Origin of the sequence: Candidatus Rhodobacter oscarellae (assembly GCF_001078595.1) — a bacterium.
GTDB lineage: Bacteria > Pseudomonadota > Alphaproteobacteria > Rhodobacterales > Rhodobacteraceae > Rhodobacter_B > Rhodobacter_B oscarellae.
Genome location: NZ_LFTY01000001.1, coordinates 49,820 through 63,511 on the forward strand (window position 1 = coordinate 49,820; position 13,692 = coordinate 63,511).

15 protein-coding genes are annotated in these 13,692 nt (G+C 64.5%); 8 read left to right on the plus strand and 7 right to left on the minus strand.

Annotation, left to right across the window (positions count from 1 at the left end):
• The first annotated feature begins 9 nt into the window (after positions 1-9).
• The 4 genes from AIOL_RS00215 (at position 10) to AIOL_RS00230 (ending at position 2,280) form a co-directional block, all read left to right on the plus strand.
• Entirely contained in the window at positions 10-630 is a 621-nt protein-coding gene (locus AIOL_RS00215) for a class I SAM-dependent methyltransferase (protein WP_049641046.1), read from the plus strand.
• A 232-nt stretch (positions 631-862) separates the two neighbouring features.
• Positions 863-1,150, plus strand: a complete 288-nt coding sequence (locus tag AIOL_RS00220; protein WP_049641047.1) for a hypothetical protein — start codon at positions 863-865, stop codon at positions 1,148-1,150.
• Between the two features lie 173 nt (positions 1,151-1,323).
• On the plus strand, positions 1,324-1,755 hold the full coding sequence (locus AIOL_RS25635) for a hypothetical protein (protein ID WP_049641048.1): 432 nt from the start codon (positions 1,324-1,326) through the stop codon (positions 1,753-1,755).
• Positions 1,756-1,770: 15 nt separating this feature from the next.
• Positions 1,771-2,280, plus strand: coding sequence for a helix-turn-helix transcriptional regulator (locus tag AIOL_RS00230; protein ID WP_049641049.1), 510 nt, complete (start codon positions 1,771-1,773; stop codon positions 2,278-2,280).
• Between the two features lie 4 nt (positions 2,281-2,284).
• On the opposite strand, the gene AIOL_RS00235 is transcribed toward AIOL_RS00230, so the two are convergent.
• From AIOL_RS00235 to argH, 6 genes are all read right to left on the minus strand, one after another.
• Positions 2,285-4,129, minus strand: a complete 1,845-nt coding sequence (locus AIOL_RS00235) for a DUF4175 domain-containing protein (protein ID WP_326973070.1) — start codon at positions 4,127-4,129, stop codon at positions 2,285-2,287.
• On the minus strand, positions 4,050-4,919 hold the full coding sequence (locus AIOL_RS26185) for a DUF4175 family protein (RefSeq protein ID WP_326973071.1): 870 nt from the start codon (positions 4,917-4,919) through the stop codon (positions 4,050-4,052). Before AIOL_RS26185 ends, AIOL_RS00235 begins: the two co-directional genes overlap by 80 nt.
• Before the next feature lie 35 nt (positions 4,920-4,954).
• Positions 4,955-6,220, minus strand: coding sequence for a diaminopimelate decarboxylase (lysA, locus tag AIOL_RS00240; protein ID WP_049641050.1), 1,266 nt, complete (start codon positions 6,218-6,220; stop codon positions 4,955-4,957).
• A 123-nt stretch (positions 6,221-6,343) separates the two neighbouring features.
• Positions 6,344-6,658: a DUF2834 domain-containing protein gene (locus AIOL_RS00245; protein ID WP_049641051.1), complete on the minus strand. Its 315-nt coding sequence runs from the start codon at positions 6,656-6,658 to the stop codon at positions 6,344-6,346.
• A gap of 461 nt (positions 6,659-7,119) precedes the next feature.
• Complete coding sequence (locus AIOL_RS25345; protein WP_160314370.1) at positions 7,120-7,260, minus strand: hypothetical protein; 141 nt, start codon at positions 7,258-7,260, stop codon at positions 7,120-7,122.
• Complete coding sequence (gene argH, locus AIOL_RS00250) at positions 7,257-8,624, minus strand: argininosuccinate lyase (protein WP_152912361.1); 1,368 nt, start codon at positions 8,622-8,624, stop codon at positions 7,257-7,259. Before argH ends, AIOL_RS25345 begins: the two co-directional genes overlap by 4 nt.
• A gap of 61 nt (positions 8,625-8,685) precedes the next feature.
• Between argH and AIOL_RS00255 the strand changes: the two genes are divergently transcribed.
• Positions 8,686-9,258: a TlpA family protein disulfide reductase gene (locus tag AIOL_RS00255; protein ID WP_049641053.1), complete on the plus strand. Its 573-nt coding sequence runs from the start codon at positions 8,686-8,688 to the stop codon at positions 9,256-9,258.
• Between the two features lie 229 nt (positions 9,259-9,487).
• Positions 9,488-10,657, plus strand: a complete 1,170-nt coding sequence (locus tag AIOL_RS26190; protein WP_053101120.1) for a calcium-binding protein — start codon at positions 9,488-9,490, stop codon at positions 10,655-10,657.
• Between the two features lie 25 nt (positions 10,658-10,682).
• Here AIOL_RS26190 and AIOL_RS00265 read toward each other — a convergent pair whose 3' ends face one another.
• Entirely contained in the window at positions 10,683-11,270 is a 588-nt protein-coding gene (locus AIOL_RS00265; RefSeq protein WP_049641054.1) for a DNA-3-methyladenine glycosylase I, read from the minus strand.
• Between the two features lie 124 nt (positions 11,271-11,394).
• Between AIOL_RS00265 and AIOL_RS00270 the strand changes: the two genes are divergently transcribed.
• Both AIOL_RS00270 and AIOL_RS00275 read left to right on the plus strand, forming a co-directional pair.
• Complete coding sequence (locus AIOL_RS00270; RefSeq protein WP_049641055.1) at positions 11,395-12,231, plus strand: EAL domain-containing protein; 837 nt, start codon at positions 11,395-11,397, stop codon at positions 12,229-12,231.
• 181 nt (positions 12,232-12,412) lie between these two features.
• Positions 12,413-13,585, plus strand: coding sequence for an acetyl-CoA C-acetyltransferase (locus AIOL_RS00275; protein ID WP_049641881.1), 1,173 nt, complete (start codon positions 12,413-12,415; stop codon positions 13,583-13,585).
• The last annotated feature ends 107 nt before the right edge of the window (positions 13,586-13,692 follow it).

Here is a 13,692-nt window from a genome sequence, read left to right on the forward strand (position 1 = left end):
CATCGCCCCATGTCGCACGCGCATGATCTCGAGGCCAAATACAGCGCCGCCGCGCCGCGCTGGGCCGATAAGATGCGCCTCTTGGGCTATTACGACGCCTATCTGGGGCTCCTCTCATCGCAGAACTTTCGCGTCCCACCGGGGCATCGCGTGCTGGATATCGGTTGCGGCACCGGCGCTTTTGCGGAGGCCTGGGTGGCGATCCAGGGGGCCGAGCAATCGGTGGCGCTCTTGGACCCCTCGCAGGCCATGCTGGATCACGCTGCGGGCGCGCTGGCGCGGCGCGGTGTGACAACCACGCTCCTGCCAGAGACCTTAGAGACGCATAGCCCAGCGCAGCCCTATCACTGCCTCTTGGCGGCGCATGTGATCGAACACGCGGCGGATCCTGTCGCCGCGCTGCGCCAGATGCGGCGGCTCGTGTCCGCAGAGGCGCGGCTGTGGCTGGCGGTGTCCAAGCCGCATTGGTGCAACGCGATCATCTGGTTCCAGTGGCGGCATCGGGCCTATCGGCCCGAGCGCGTGGCGGCGATGCTGGCCGAGGCGGGCTGGGCTTTGGAGGTGGAATACGCCTTCCCCTCCGGTCCGCCGTCCCGGACCTCGCGCGGGTATTTGGCGAAAGCCCTCTAGGACCGCTCTGGCCCCCGCGCGGCGCATGGATTTTCGGGTAGCTTCCGTTAAGCGCGCGCAATGACGACGGGCGCGCGCCTCTATAACCGAGGTTTAAATTGATATCCCGTCCGTTTGTGCCGCCGCCCGTAAACGCCGCGCCAATATCGGCGCCGGTCAATTCCCGGCATTCCTGTTTGCATCGGTGCTCGCTCCCCACTGCGACCCGAGCCACATCAGATGGAGACAAGAGATGTACAAAATAACAGTGATCACCTTGACCGCCGCGGCCGCCCTCCTGGGCACCACCGCCCTGGCCCAGGCTCAAGACGGTACGACCACCGACGATACGGTCACGGACGATGAAACGCCGATAATTCTGCTCGATGACGGCGATGACGACGACGACGATGACGGCGACGACGATGACGGCGACGATGACGATGACGATGACGATGATGACGGCGACGATGACGACGGCGACGACGGCGGCGACGACGGCGGCGACGACGGCGGCGATGACGGCGGCGACGATGACTAAAACCATCCTCGTCTAAGAGCATCCCCGGTCAGCCATTAGCGCCTCTCTCGCAATCCCCCCCGTCCCACTTATCCCTAGGCGGGCGGCGGGCCCTTACCCCGCCAAGCCCCGCACGGAGGCTTTGCGCGAGTTGCGATAGACGGCAGACCGGGGATGTTTTATTGGAGATACCCATGCGCGCGATGCTTCTTGCCCTTGCTCTGGCCTTATCGGCGATCCCTGCCGCCCCGGCCAAAGCCGACGTGGTCTCTGCCTGGAGCCAGCAGCTGCGCATTGATGGCTACGAAAAGGTCGTGGTGACGCGCACTTGGTTGGGGCGCGTCCGCATCATCGCCGAAAAGACAGGGGTCACCCGCGAGATCATCATCAACCCGCGCACCGGCGAGGTGCTGCGCGATTACTCCCGGGATGAAAAAGGCCGCCTGCGCCTGCCGCTAGGCTTCGATCCAGAGATGGAGAACGAGCTGGACGACGACGGCGATGCTCGTGGCGGCGGAGATGGCGGCAGCGGCGATGATGACGACGGGGACGATGATAGCGACGACAGTGATGGTGATGGTGATGGTGATGGTGATGGTGGTGGCGGCGATGGTGGCGATGACTAGCACGATCGGGCCCGAATGACTCGACTCCCCGTCCTGATCGCTATTCTCGTTGTACAGGCCCTCTGCGCGGGCGTGTTCCTGTGGGACCTGCTCAGCAACATCTTTTCACTGCGCACGACGCCGATCAGCTGGCAGACCCGCGAGCTGATGGAGATCGGCGCCGCCATTGGTCTGCTGATGGGGCTGGCGATGGGCGGGCTTGTGCTCTACCGCGCGCATCGGCGCTCCAACCGCGTCGAGGCGCAGCTTCGCGTGGCCTCCGGCGCGTTTGCCGAGCTGCTAAACGAGCGCTTCGCCGAGTGGGGCCTGACCAAGGCCGAGCGCGACGTGGCGCTCTTTGCGATCAAGGGGCTCAGCCTGCAAGAGATCGCGCAGATGCGCAACACCTCCGAGGGCACGGTGAAGGCGCAGACCAACGCGATCTATCGCAAGGCCGGGGTGAACGGGCGGCCGCAGCTGCTCAGCGTATTCATCGAGGATCTGCTGGCCGACCCGCTGGTCGAGGGCGAATCCCCCGCCGAGTAGGCCGCTAGAACCGGTCCAGCAGGCGGCGCAGGTAGTCCAGCTCTGCTTCGGGGCGCGTCTGGTCGCCCGAGCGGCGCCGGATCTCATCCAGCAAATCACGCGCCCGGCGATAGACGTCATCGCCCTGCAAGAGCTGTTCGTCCGTGCTGACGGTGCCGTTATTGCCGGGCTCGCGGCCCAGCGGGTCCACGGGCCGGTTCGCTTGGCGGTTGCCGAAAGCGTCGCCCTGCTGACCGGGCCGCTGTTGTTGCTGCTGCTGGGCCAGCGCCTCGCCGAGGTTGCGCATGCCCTCGCGCAGGGCCTCGATGGCCTCGGACTGGTTATCAAGCGCCCCGGCGAGGTCATTCTCGCGCAGGTCCTGCTCGGCGTCGTCCATCGAGCGGCCCGCGCGGCCCAGGGCCTCGCGCGCGGCGTCGCCCTCGGGTGTGCCCGCGCCGGGCATGTTGCCCTGCTGCCGGCCAAGCTCTTGGCGCAGCGCGCGCTGCCGCTCGGCAAGCTGTCCGCGGCTCATGCCAGAGCGGTCCCCCTGCCCTGGCGCCTGCTCGCCCTCTTGACCCTGGCCTTGGCCCTGGCCGAACTGCTGGCCCTCGCCCTGCTGGCCGCCCTGGCCGGGCTGCTCGCCGTTCTGGCCGGTCTCGCCCGGCTGCTGGCCGGGCTGCTGTTGGCCGGGCTGTTGGCCCTGCTGGTTGAATTGCTCTTGCAGGTCGCCAAAGGTCTCGTCCGAAAGCTCCTGCTGCTGGCGCAGAGTGTCCGCGAGCCCCTCCATCGCCTCTTGGCCCTCGCCCTGGCCCTGGTTCTGGGTGATCTGGGCGTTCTCCATGAACTCCATGAGTTGGTCGAGCAGCTCCTGCGCCTCGTCCATGCGGCCCTGTTCCATCAGCTCTTGGATGCGGTCCATCAGCTCTTGCATCTGCTGCTGATCCATCGCGAACTGGTCTTGGTTCTGTCCCTGGTCGGGCTGGTCGGCGTTCTCCTGGTTTTGCTCGCCCTGCTGCTCGGCCAGTTGTTGCATGTAGTCGCGCATCGCCTCGCGCAGCTCTTGCATCAGCTCGGCGATCTCCTCGTCGGTGGCGCCGTTGCGCATCGCCTCTTGCAGGCGCTCGCGGGCCTCGTCGAGCCGCGCCTTGGCGTCCGCAAGGCTGCCGTCCTCGATCAGGATGGCGACGTCCCACAGCGCCTGGGCCAGCTCCTCGACCTGGTCGTCATTCATCACTTCAAACCGCGCCAGCGCCTCGATCCGGCGCAGCACCACGCGCAGCTTGAGATAGGCGGTCTCCTGGTCGAACACCTCGTCGGGGCGGTGGCTGATCGCGCGCAGCACCTGCGCGATGCGCGTGCCGTTCTGGCGGTTCCACAGAAGGTCGCGGCGCTGCTCGATGATGGCGCCGGCCAGCGGGTCAAAGAACCGCCGTCCAGGCAGGATGCCAAGCTGCGGGGTCGAGGCCCCCTCTTGGCCTAGGGCGTCCAGGGCATAAAAGTCCAGCCGCACCGGCAGGGTCGCCCATGGGTGCTGGCTGAGATTGTCGATCAGAGTTTCTTCGAACTCCGCGCGGTCACCAGAGATGGTGATCGGCAGGTCCAGAGTGATCACTTCGCGCGGCTCGGGGTCCAGCACCAGCCCATGGCGCCGGTCAATCGAGTCCATGTCCAGCGAGATCTCGGCCCGCCCCGCCACAACGCCGTAATCGTCCCGGGCAACAAAGCTCTGGCGCATCTCGCCGCCCAGGCCCCGCGTGGGCGCGCCCAGGATCTCGATTGTCGGCGTCGCGTCATCCAGGACTGTGATCTCCCAGGAAGCGCCGCCGGGCCCGGCGATCTCCAGCCAGCCTGCCCGATTGCGCGATCTCAAAGCTCTGGGTGTCCTCTGCGGCACTAGGCAGGTCGCCTAACCGGCCCGAGACCGTTTCGGCCACGGTCAGCGCGCCCACCTCGCCATAGAGACGGATGGTCAGGCGGCTGGCCTCGGGCACCTCAAAGGTGCCGGGCTTGATGTCGTTAAGATAGATCGACGGCTTGCCGGTATAGGCGGGCGGCTCGATCCAGCCCTCCCAGGCGGGGCCCGTCGCCAGCGCCGCGGGCCCAAGGCCCGGCGTCATCTCGGCAACCGAGGCCACCCGCAGCACCGATCCAAAGAGCAGCGCCATCGCCAAGGCCAGCACCGCGACATACCGCAATGCAAACGGGTCGCGGTCGGCCACGCGCAGGTCGGGTTCTACCGCCCGCGCCGTCGCCGCGCGCTCGGCCATGCGTTTGACATGCGCCCGCCAGACCGCCTCGGACGCGCCGTCGCCAGCGCCAACGGCCTGCGTATCACCCAAAGTCGTCAGCGGCCGCCCCGGCATGGTCCTATCCAGCCGGTCCAGCGCCTCGTCGCGGCCCGGCATCCGGAACCGCCGAGCACCCCAGAACAGCGCCGCGCCCGCGCCCAGCACCGCAAGGACCGCACCGGCCCAGACGGCCTCCAGCGGCAACAGATCATGCAGCCCCAGCATCAGCGCCGAAATAGCGACGAAGATCACGCTCCATAGCGGCCAGAAGGCGCGCGTCGCGCGCTCGGCCACCATGCCCAGCCGCGTCAGGCCCAAAGGCCAGCGGACCGATTGGAAGGCGTCGTTGACGGGGTCGTTGCTACCGCGCATGCACCGCTACTTTCGTGGCACGCGGGGAATCCGCGTCACATCCACTCTGGGATGATATCGCGATTGATCATTTCGTCAAAGGTCGGGCGTGGCCTAATGACGGCAAATTGATGCTCATGCACCAGAACCTCTGGGACCATTGGTCGCGAATTGTACTCGCTGCTCATTACCGCACCGTAAGCGCCCGCCGAGCGGAAGGCCACCAGGTCCCCCGCGCCGACCTTGGCCATGGCGCGCCGCTTGGCGAAGGTGTCCCCCGATTCGCAGACCGGGCCGACGATGTCATAGGTGGCGGGCTCGGCGCCCGGCGCCGGCTCGATCACCGGGATCACCTCGTGATAGCTGTCATACATCGCGGGTCGGATAAGGTCGTTCATCGCGGCATCCAGGATCAGGAACTGACGGTCCTCGCCCTCTTTGACGAAGATCACCTTGCTCACCAGCAGCCCCGCGTTGCCCGCGATCAGGCGTCCGGGCTCGATCTCGACCTCGACGTCAAGATGACCGACCTTTTCCTTGATGAGATTGCAGAACTCGATGGGCAGCGGTGGCGCTTCATTGGAGCGCTCATAGGGGATGCCCAGCCCGCCACCCAGGTCCAGGCGGCGGATGTCGTGCCCATCAGCGCGCAGCGCCTCGGTCAGCGAGACCACCAGGTCGAAGGCCTCGGCAAAGGGCGTCAGGTCGGTCAGCTGCGAGCCGATATGGCAGTCGATCCCGATCACTTCCAGCCCCGGCAGGGCGGCGGCCTGCGCGTAGACCTCGCGCGCACGGCTGATGGGGATGCCGAACTTGTTCTCGGATTTGCCGGTGGCGATCTTGGCGTGGGTCTTGGCGTCCACATCGGGGTTCACGCGGATGGTGACGGGCACCGTCGCGCCAAGGCTCGTGGCGACCTCGCTGAGCAAGAGCATCTCGGGCTCGCTCTCTAGGTTGAACTGCCGGATGCCGCCCTGGATGGCCAGGGCCATCTCCTCGCGGGTCTTGCCGACGCCGGAGAAGACGATCTTCTCGCCCGGCACGCCCGCGGCCTTGGCGCGCAGATATTCCCCGCCCGAGACCACGTCCATGCCCGCGCCCGCCTCGGCCAGCACCTTCAGCACCGCCTGGTTCGAGTTCGCTTTCATCGCGTAGCAGACCAGGTGGTCGAGCCCCGCCAGCCCCTCGTCGAACAACCGGAAATGGCGCGTCAGCGTGGCGGTGGAGTACAAATAGAACGGCGTGCCCACCGCTGCGGCAATCTCGGGCAGCGGCACGTCCTCGGCGTGCAAGACGCCGTCGCGGTAGAGAAAATGGTCCATCCGGGCGTCTTATCGCGCTGAGGCAGACACGCAACCCCCCTCCTTCTGCGGTTTAGAAATATCCCGAGGAGGCGCCGCTCCGTGCGCGCCGTTGTTTCCAACCTAAATGGCCGCGCTAGCGGGTTAAACCTTGCGCGTCCGCAGGAACAGATAGAGCGGCAAACCGCAGCTCACCCCGATGCAAAACGTCGCCGGGATCGCCACCAGCGCCAGCCAGTTGCGGCGCACCCAGGTCTCGGCGATCACCCAGACGGTCAAAGCGATGGCCGCGATGGTCAGATCCCACACCAGCCCGTGGCTGGAGGCGTTCACATACCACGCATCCATCAGCCCGCCCAACCCCGTACCCTCCGCGCGCATGTAGCTGACGAAGTAGTACATCGGATGGATCGCGCCCCATACGGCCAGGGCAAGGTAGATGAACCTAAGCGGGGACATGAGGCGTGGCTCCTGAATTCGCAGCCCCAAGTGTTCCCGGAAGCACGGCAGGATACAAGGGGCAGCTTTTGGACTCGACCGGACCTTGGCACGAGACAATTTTCTTGCAAGAAAATTGCGAAACTCTTGCAAGAGTTTCTTCAGCGCGCCCCGAAATGATTCTTCTATCGCAACCTCTTTCCGGCGCGCGGGGCCACTTTCCTTGGAAGGAAAGTGCAAATCTCTTGCAAGAGATTTGGCGCGCGCAAGGCCCGCTTCAGGCCACAAGAGATCTGCCCATCACTCCGATAAGCGGACAAACTCCCAAAGCGACGTCGCACGCTTAGCTCACCAAAACCCGCCATCGGTTTTGTCCATGAAATTGGGCGTTTGACAGCTAATCTGAAACCGCACAGCAAAATCAACGCGCGTATCTGTAAAACAAAGAAAACACGCTGAAAATCAAACCCGACCGAAGCGGTCTAGAAGTAAGCGGACGGATCGATCTCGTCGATGCTGCGGATGTTCTCTGGGTTTTCCTCGCCCGGCGGCACCGGGGGGGCGTCCACGCCGCAGGCGGACAGCATTAGGATCGCGGCCCACAGGGTCGCCGCCCTCTTCACCCCAAACGCTCTTTCCATGTCGCCACCTGCTCTCTTACGCGCGCCGGGGCGGTCCCGCCAAAGGTCGTCCGGCTCGCGACCGAATTATGCACGCCCAGGACCTCAAATACACCCTCTTTGATGTCCGCATGCACCGATTGCATCTCCGCCAGGCTCAGGTCCGGCAGGTCGCAGCCCTTTCCCTCGGCCATGGCCACAAGGGCGCCGGTGACGTGGTGGGCGTCGCGGAAGGGCATGCCCAGCGCGCGCACCAGCCAGTCGGCGAGGTCTGTCGCCGTCGAGAACCCGGTGGCCGCGGCAGCCTCCAGCGCCTCGGTCTGCGCCACCATGTCCTTGGCCATGCCCTCCATCGCCGCCAGAGCCAGCATCAGCGAATCCGCGGCGTCAAAGACCTGCTCTTTGTCCTCCTGCATGTCCTTGGAATAGGTCAGCGGCAGGCCCTTCATCACGGTAAACAGCCCCACCATCGCGCCCATGATGCGCCCGATCTTGGCGCGCAGCAGCTCGGCGGCGTCTGGGTTGCGCTTTTGCGGCATGATCGAGGACCCGGTCGAGAACCCGTCCGACAGGCGCACGAACCGGAACTGCGCCGAGGACCAGATCACCAGCTCTTCGGCCAGGCGCGACAGATGCATCGCGCAGATCGAGGCGTTGGCCAGGAACTCCAAAGCAAAGTCGCGGTCGGCGACCGCGTCCAGCGAATTCGCCATCGGCCGGTCGAACCGCAAAGCCTCGGCCGTCATCTGCCGATCAATCGGAAAGCCCGTGCCCGCAAGGGCGGCAGCGCCCAGGGGAGACTCGTTCATCCGCGCCCGCGCGTCCCGGAACCGCGACACGTCGCGGCCAAACATCTCGACATAGGCCAGCATGTGATGGCCCCAGGTCACCGGCTGCGCCACCTGCAGATGGGTGAAGCCCGGCATGACCCAGTCGGCCCCGGCCTCGGCCTGCGCCACCAGGGCGCGCATCAAGGCCTCCAGCCCGTCGATGGCCGCGTCCACCTGGTCGCGCACCCACATGCGGAAATCCAAGGCGACCTGGTCATTGCGCGAACGCCCGGTGTGCAAGCGCCCCGCGGGCGCGCCGATCAGCGCCTTCAGGCGGGCCTCCACATTCATGTGGATGTCCTCCAAAGCGGCGGAGAACTGAAACGTCCCGCCCTCGATTTCTGACAAGACCGTGAGCAGCCCTTCCCGGATCGCCTCTGCATCGCTATCGGTGATGATGCCCGTGGCGGCCAGCATGGCGGCATGGGCGCGAGAGCCCTCGATGTCCTGGGCCGCCATCCGCTTGTCAAAACCGATCGAGGCATTAATTGCCTCCATGATCGCGTCCGGACCAGCGGCAAAGCGGCCGCCCCACATCATGTTTGATTGGGGGGCATTGGAACTCTTGTCTGTCACGTCTTTGACCTCGGAGATAAATATGCGTCTTCTTCGCCTCGCCGCCCTCTACACCGCGCTCGCATTAGGTGCAAATGCCAGCGCGACGACTTCTTTCGCCGATCCCGCGCTAGAGGCGCTGCGCGAGGGCGGCATGAAAAAGCTGATCTTCCATGCCGAGCCCAAGCCCGTCTCGGACGCGGTTTTCCTGCACGAGGACGGTTCCGAGATAACCCTGGCGGATCTGGCCGGCAAGTATACCGTGCTGAACTTCTGGGCGACCTGGTGCGCGCCCTGCCGGCACGAGATGCCTTCGCTGAACGCGCTTGGCAACGAATTCAACGGCGACACATTCCAGGTCGTCACCATCGCCACCGGGCGCAACAAGCCCGCCGCCATCGACCGCTTCTTTGACGAGGCCGAGATCGATGTGCTGCCGAAACACACCGATGCCAAGCAGACGCTGGCGCGGGGAATGGCGGTGCTGGGTCTGCCGATCACGGTGATCCTGGATCCCGACGGCCAAGAGATCGCCCGCCTGCGAGGCGATGCGGACTGGTACTCGGACAGCGCGCGCGCCATCGTCGCCGCGATGATCGCGCCCCCGGAGAGCTGATATCATCCCCTTGGCGCCCGGCCTATGACCTGAGGGATCAGATAGCGGCGGGACGCGGGCAACCTCTTGACCGTCTTGGCGCGCTGCCAAAGGCGTAGCAGCGGCTGTTTCTAAGTTCCGGCAATCACCCCAAAAACGGCCCAATTCTCCCCAAGGTTGACCACATTCCTCTGAGATAACCAAGCTGAGGCAAACCAGAGGTGGCGGTCCAGAAGGGGCCGACAGAGACATGTTGGCATTTCTAACGCTTGTGAGCATCGCGGCCGCCGGGATTGGCGCAGATGCATTCTTGTCGTCCCTCGACGAACAAAACGCCGAAGACGAAAACGGCCTGGATCCCAACTCGAACGCATTCGGCAACGCGCAGTCAATCGGCCACCAGATCCCAGGGACATCCATGGACGACATCATCTTCGGCACATCCGGTGACGAAGTGATCATGGGCATGGAAGGGCATGACAGCATTGAAGGCACCGGTGGTCACGACACGCTTTTTGGCAACTCGCAGGGCGATACTCTGATCGGCAATGACGGGGATGACTCCATCCGCGGCGGCAGCGGCAATGATAGCCTTTCCGGTGGTTTGGGCGATGATACTCTGCGCGGCGGAACGGGCAACGATCTTGCCAGCGGCGGCGACGGCAACGACTATGTGAACGGCTTTACCGGCAATGATACTCTGCTAGGTGGCGACGGCAACGACTCGATCCGTGGCGGCGGCGGCAACGATAGCCTGAGCGGCGGCCTGGGTTGGGACACGTTGCGCGGCGGCCTTGGCGACGACACGCTGGAAGGCAACGCTGGCAACGATATGCTCAGCGGGTTCGACGGGGCCGACACCCTACGAGGCGGTGACGGCGAGGATACCATACGAGGCGGTGCTGGCGCGGATCTGCTGAATGGCGGCGGAAATAACGACTGGCTGCGCGGGCAAAGCGGCAACGACACGCTCTATGGCGGCCTCGGCGCGGACACGCTGTCCGGCGAGGGCGGCAATGACGTGCTGATCGGTGTATCGGATGCCGATGGCAACCTGATCGTGGACGCGACCGATACGGACGGCGCTGACACGCTGGACGGCGGCGCGGGCGACGACAGCATCTTGATGGGCAGCGGCGACGCGGCCTTGGGCGGCGCGGGCGCCGACACGTTCTCGTCGGGCACTTTCGTGGACGAGAACGACCTGCCCGTGGTGCAGGATTTCGACCCCGCCGAGGACGGAATTGCCATCCTCTACGATCCCAGCACGACAACCAGCACCGACGTCACTCTGGATACTGTGCCGGGCACATCGGATGTGATTGTGGCCTTCAATGGGACGCCGGTCATGACCGTGCTCAATGGCAGCGGCGCGGTGTCCGCAAGCAGCGTCACCCTGGTGCCCACTCAGATACAGTAACAGAGGTTTTCTGGGCGGCGGCGCCTTAGGTCGCTAGTTTCGGCGCGGCCAGCGCCGCGCAGGCTTCACGACGTGGGCAGCCGAGCACGTGATCATTGACCAGCCCGCAGGCCTGCATCCAGGCGTACACGATCGTGGGCCCGCAGAACCGAAACCCCGCCTTTTTGAGCGCCTTCGAAAGCGCCTTTGATTCCTCGGTCTCGGCGGGCACGTCCGCGGTGCTCTGCCAGGCATTTTGGATCGGCGCGCCGCCCACATGGCGCCAGCAGAATGCGCTGAAGCCCTCGGTCTCTTCGATGTCGATCCAGGCGCGGGCGTTGCCAATGGTGGCCTCGATCTTGCCGCGGTGGCGCACGATGCCTTCGTCCTGCAAGAGCCGCACGACCTCGGGCTCTGCCCATTGAGCGATCACGCGCGGGTCGAACCCCTCGAAGGCGGCCCGGAAATTGTCCCGCTTGCGCAGGATCGTTATCCAGGAGAGGCCCGCCTGGAACCCATCAAGGATGAGCTTCTCCCAAAGCGCACGCGCGTCGTATTCGGGCACCCCCCATTCGGTGTCGTGATACGCGATATAAAGCGGGTCTGTCCCCGGCCAGGTGCAGCTCTCAGGCATCTCGGTCCCTCCGAAGATCAGTTGCTGTCAATTTTAAGGGGATATCCAGCAGAACAAAACGCGAAAATTAGGAACTTGTTTATTGAATGCGTTCAGTATGCGCCCAAGACAACGGGAGTAACTGATGCCCAGTTCGCCAAATCAGGCGCATGCACCACGCAGTAACAAAAGCAACCCGCTGGCCGAGGCGCTGGCGGAACGCGACAAGGCGACCATCCAAATGGTGCAGCGCGCGCTCGCCAACCAGGAGGTTCTGCTGGCCTTTCAACCGGTCGTGTCCACACAGAACCCCGAACAACCCGCCTTCTACGAGGGTCTGATTCGCGTAATGGACCCAACCGGGCGCATCATTCCCGCGGCGGAGTTTATCGAGCAGATTGAACATACCGAATTGGGGCGGCAGATTGATTGCCTTGCCCTAAAACTCGGGTTGGAGACGCTGGCCGCCGTACCGGGGCTTCGGCTATCGATAAACATGTCCGCGCGATCCATCGGCCACGACCGCTGGATGCAAACGCTGAACCAGGGGCTTAGCCTCAGCTCCACGGTCGCAGAGCGGTTGATCCTGGAGGTCACGGAAAGCTCTGCGATGGAATACCCCGAACAGGTCTGCGCGTTCATGGATGACCTGCAGCACCGCTCGATCACCTTCGCGCTTGACGACTTCGGTGCAGGGCACACGTCCTTTAGGTATCTCAAGGACTTCTTCTTCGATATCCTAAAGATCGACGGGCATTTCATCCGCGGCATCCATAAGGACCCTGACAATCAGGTGCTGGCCTCTGCGCTTATGTCGCTTGGGCGCCATTTTGAGATGTTCACCGTCGCGGAGTCCGTCGAAACACCCGAGGACGCCGCGTTCTTGACCCAGCTGGGGGTGGACTGCATGCAGGGCTATTTGTTTGGCGCTCCCACGACCAAGCCGCATTGGATCAAGGCTGGCGACCGACGCGTCGGCTAGGCCGTGCCAAGATCGCTCGGCGCGCCACAGGGTCATTCGCCCTCCAGATGCACCTGACCTTGCCACGCTGCGCCGCAGAATGTATGGAATGGCGCCGTGGCCAAGAGTTGCCTCCTGCTTATTTAGGGGGCGACAAACCTATTAAATGGTCACGGATAAACTCGACAAAGAGGATGGCCCCATGACCAATGTCGTTATCGCCTCAGCCGCACGCACCGCCGTGGGCAGCTTCGGTGGTTCCTTTGCAAACACGCCCGCGCATGACCTGGGCGCGACGGTGCTTGACGCGATCGTTAGCCGCGCCGGGATCGACAAGTCGGAAGTGTCCGAGACCATTCTTGGTCAGGTGCTGGCCGCCGGTCAGGGTCAAAACCCCGCGCGTCAGGCGCATGTGAACGCCGGGCTTCCCGTCGAAAGCGCCGCTTGGAGCATCAACCAGGTTTGCGGCTCGGGCCTGCGCGCCGTGGCGCTTGCCGCCCAGCATATCCAGCTGGGCGATGCGGATATCGTGGCCGCGGGCGGCCAAGAGAACATGTCGATGAGCCCCCATGTGGCGAACCTGCGCAACGGCCACAAGATGGGCGACATGAAGTACATCGACTCGATGATCAAGGACGGGCTTTGGGACGCGTTCAACGGCTACCACATGGGCCAGACCGCCGAGAACGTGGCCGAGCAGTGGCAGATCAGCCGCGACGCGCAGGACGCGTTCGCGCTGGCCAGCCAAAACAAGGCGGAAGCCGCGCAAAAGGCCGGTAAGTTCGCCGACGAGATCGTCGCCCATGTGGTGCCGAACCGTAGGGGCGACATCACCGTGGACGCCGACGAGTACATCCGCCACGGCGCCACCATTGAGAACATGCAGAAACTGCGCCCGGCCTTCACCAAGGACGGCTCTGTCACCGCGGCCAACGCCTCTGGCATCAATGACGGCGCGGCCGCCGTGCTGCTGATGTCCGCTGACGCCGCCGAGGCCAAGGGCATCGAGCCGCTGGCCCGCATCGTCAGCTACGCAACTGCCGGGCTTGACCCATCGATCATGGGCGTGGGCCCGATCCACGCCAGCCGCAAGGCCTTGGACAAGGCGGGCTGGTCCGTGGGCGATTTGGACCTCGTCGAGGCCAACGAAGCCTTCGCCGCTCAGGCCTGCGCTGTGAACAAGGATATGGGCTGGGACCCGGAGATCGTGAACGTCAACGGCGGCGCCATCGCCATCGGTCACCCGATCGGCGCCTCGGGTTGCCGTGTGCTGAACACGCTGTTGTTCGAGATGAAGCGGCGCGACGCCAAAAAGGGCCTCGCCACGCTTTGCATCGGCGGCGGCATGGGAGTGGCGCTCTGCGTCGAGCGCTAAGGGCGTTTGGGGCGAGGGGTCAGCCCTCGCCCATTTTCAATTGCGGAAGTTTTCTGCGCAATTTTATTGCGCCCCTCTCACCACGTGCGTAACAGTATTACCAAATG

Coding starts and splice junctions, on each gene's coding strand:
- AIOL_RS00215 (WP_049641046.1), top strand. CDS start 10: ATGTCGCACGCGCATGATCTCGAGGCCAAATACAGCGCCGCCGCGCCG.
- AIOL_RS00220 (WP_049641047.1), top strand. CDS start 863: ATGTACAAAATAACAGTGATCACCTTGACCGCCGCGGCCGCCCTCCTG.
- AIOL_RS25635 (WP_049641048.1), top strand. CDS start 1,324: ATGCGCGCGATGCTTCTTGCCCTTGCTCTGGCCTTATCGGCGATCCCT.
- AIOL_RS00230 (WP_049641049.1), top strand. CDS start 1,771: ATGACTCGACTCCCCGTCCTGATCGCTATTCTCGTTGTACAGGCCCTC.
- AIOL_RS26185 (WP_326973071.1), bottom strand. CDS start 4,919: ATGCGCGGTAGCAACGACCCCGTCAACGACGCCTTCCAATCGGTCCGC.
- lysA (WP_049641050.1), bottom strand. CDS start 6,220: ATGGACCATTTTCTCTACCGCGACGGCGTCTTGCACGCCGAGGACGTG.
- AIOL_RS00245 (WP_049641051.1), bottom strand. CDS start 6,658: ATGTCCCCGCTTAGGTTCATCTACCTTGCCCTGGCCGTATGGGGCGCG.
- argH (WP_152912361.1), bottom strand. CDS start 8,624: ATGTGGGGCGGCCGCTTTGCCGCTGGTCCGGACGCGATCATGGAGGCA.
- AIOL_RS00255 (WP_049641053.1), top strand. CDS start 8,686: ATGCGTCTTCTTCGCCTCGCCGCCCTCTACACCGCGCTCGCATTAGGT.
- AIOL_RS26190 (WP_053101120.1), top strand. CDS start 9,488: ATGTTGGCATTTCTAACGCTTGTGAGCATCGCGGCCGCCGGGATTGGC.
- AIOL_RS00265 (WP_049641054.1), bottom strand. CDS start 11,270: ATGCCTGAGAGCTGCACCTGGCCGGGGACAGACCCGCTTTATATCGCG.
- AIOL_RS00270 (WP_049641055.1), top strand. CDS start 11,395: ATGCCCAGTTCGCCAAATCAGGCGCATGCACCACGCAGTAACAAAAGC.
- AIOL_RS00275 (WP_049641881.1), top strand. CDS start 12,413: ATGACCAATGTCGTTATCGCCTCAGCCGCACGCACCGCCGTGGGCAGC.